Source organism: Actinomadura sp. KC216 (assembly GCF_004348535.1).
Taxonomy (GTDB): Bacteria; Actinomycetota; Actinomycetes; order Streptosporangiales; family Streptosporangiaceae; genus Spirillospora.
In genome coordinates, this window is sequence record NZ_SMJX01000580.1 from 1 (window position 1) to 2,244 (window position 2,244).

At 69.4% G+C, this 2,244-nt stretch carries 3 protein-coding genes; 2 read left to right on the forward strand and 1 reads right to left on the reverse strand.

What is annotated here, in order from left to right; translation table 11 throughout:
- Positions 1–143 precede the first annotated feature (143 nt).
- Together E1264_RS44325 and E1264_RS42155 are read left to right on the forward strand one after the other, a co-directional pair.
- A complete protein-coding gene (locus E1264_RS44325) occupies positions 144–314 on the forward strand; it encodes a hypothetical protein (protein ID WP_165964670.1) in 171 nt (56 codons plus the stop codon).
- 53 nt (positions 315–367) lie between these two features.
- A complete protein-coding gene (locus E1264_RS42155) occupies positions 368–532 on the forward strand; it encodes a helix-turn-helix domain-containing protein (RefSeq protein ID WP_132183128.1) in 165 nt (54 codons plus the stop codon).
- A 9-nt stretch (positions 533–541) separates the two neighbouring features.
- Here E1264_RS42155 and E1264_RS42160 read toward each other — a convergent pair whose 3' ends face one another.
- Positions 542–2,146, reverse strand: coding sequence for an alpha/beta hydrolase (locus tag E1264_RS42160; RefSeq protein ID WP_243711514.1), 1,605 nt, complete (start codon positions 2,144–2,146; stop codon positions 542–544).
- Between the last annotated feature and the right edge of the window lie 98 nt (positions 2,147–2,244).

Below are 2,244 nucleotides of genomic sequence, written 5' to 3' on the forward strand. Positions count from 1 at the left end.
GGGCTCCTGATGGTGGGTGAGCTCGCCTCCCGGTGGGGTGTCCAGCAGATGGAAACGGGCGGAAAGGTCGTCTACGCGGAGTGGACGTGCCCGTGATCCTGACACGGTGGCGGTGGACACCTGGTATCAGGTTGCCGTACTGCGTGTTTACGTTCCCTGGCTTCACGAACCCGGCCCCGGACGGCGAGCGCTGCCGCGCGTCCGCCCGCATCGAGCACGCCCGGGTCATGCTCGCGCTGCGGAATGTGGATTCCGCACCGTTCCCCCCGCCCGCCGTCGAGGTGGCATTCAACCCGAGGGAAATCCTTCAGTGACCAAGACGCATCTGCACGGCTGGGACTTCAGCCCTGACCAGCTCCTTTCCCCCATGGAAGTGGCCAGGGCGTTCGGTGTCAGCTCGGACACCGTGCTGAACTGGGCCCGCGATGGACGGCTCGCCTTCGTCCGCACGCCCGGTGGGCACCGGCGGTACAGCCGCCAGCAGGTCGAGCAATTGCTCAAGAGCCCTCACGGCGACCGAGAGGGCTCTTGAGAACCGCCATCAGCAGGTTGGGTTGGTGGTGGGGAGGGTGCCGGTGGCGAAGTAGGCGTTGACCTTGGCGTCTACGCAGGGGTTGCCGTTCTCGCCGTAGATTCCGTGGGCGGTCGTGTTCCGCAGGGTGAGAAGGCGGGAACCGGACAGTGCGCGGTGCATGGCCTTGCTGCCCTCGTAGGTGGTGGCGGTGTCGCCGGTGGCGGACACGATCAGCGCAGGGGTCGGGTTGCCGACGTGGGTGGGATGTTCGCGCGGCGGGTTCGGCCAGAAGGCGCAGGGCCAGATGTTCTGCTTGAGGGGGCCGAAGAGGGGATGGCGGGCGCGGCTGCGCTGGATGTCGTTCCAGTAGGTCTCGGGATCGCGGGGCGCGGCGCGGTCGCCGCAGGTGATCGCGGCCACCGGGCTGGCCAGCGGGGATCCAGCGGGGGTCAGGACGAAGCGGAGGAATCCGTCGAGGTCCTGGCCGGGGGTGACCTCGCGGCCGTGGGCGGCCTCGTTCAGGAGCTGGACGGTGGCGGCGAAGTCCGCGCGGGACGCGGGGTTGTCGTTGCCTGAGCCGTTGGCGAGGAGGTACGGGATGACCTGGTCGTCCAGTTCGTGGGGGCCGACGCGCAGCGGGCGGTCTGCTGAGGCGGCGACGATCCTGTCCACGGTGGCGAGGACGCGGGCCGGGGTGGGGCCGAGCTTGTAGGTGCTGTGGCGCTCTGCGGCCCAGGTAGCCCAGCCGCGCAGCGCGCGGTCTGCCTCATCTTCGGTGCCTTGTAGTGCCCTGGGGCCCCACTTGCCCGGGTCGCCCGCGCTGTCCAGGACGACGCGGTCGGTGCGTCCAGGGAACATCTGGGTGTAGACCGCGCCCAGGTAGGCGCCGTAGGAGTAGCCGAGGAAGGAGATCCGGCGCTCCCCGAGGGCGCGGCGCACCAGGTCGATGTCGCGGGCCGTGTCGCGCGTGTTGACGTACGGGAGCACGTCGGCGTGCCGTTGGGCGCAGCGTTCGGCCAGGTCGCGCTGTACCGCGACCTGGTGGTCGAAGCCGGCGCGGGTCGCGCCCGCCGAGCGGAGGAACAGCCCGATGGGCCAGCCGCAGTCGAGCGGTGTGCTGCGTCCGACGAAGCGCGGGTCCAGGCCGATGATGTCGTACCGGGCGGCTACGTTCTTCATGGCCGCGCGCGTCTCCAGGGGCATGGACAGCGTGGGCTCGCCAGGGCCGCCGCTGTTGAGGATCAAAGTGCCGATGCGATGGGCGCGGTCCGTGGCCGGGAGGCGCGACAGCGCGAGCTTGATGGTGCGTCCGCCCGGCTTGGAATGGTCGAGCGGGACGGTGAGTTCCGCGCACTGTGCGCCTGCCTGGTCGAGATTCATGCCTTCGGCGTCGTCCGGGCCTTGGGCGCATGGTTTCCAGTCGAGAGGCGGGGGTGAAGCGGCGGCTTCGGACAGGGGCGCGACGGCGGTGGAGAGAGCGACCAGGGCGAGGGCGGGGATCAGGTGTGTTGATTTCATGGTCGGGGACGCTATTTCGGCGGGGCGTCCAATCCGATGCAGCAGGCCGCCGATGTGGTGGTACAGGCCGCTGTAGTGCCCGATCGGGAACCGGTGGCTGATAATCATCTCCATGCCACAAGGGCGAATGCGTGATCGAGCGTTCTCCGGCTCGGCCTATCTGCTGAGCACGCTCGCAACCGCTGCGGCCTCCTTTCTCGCACTGCCGGTGC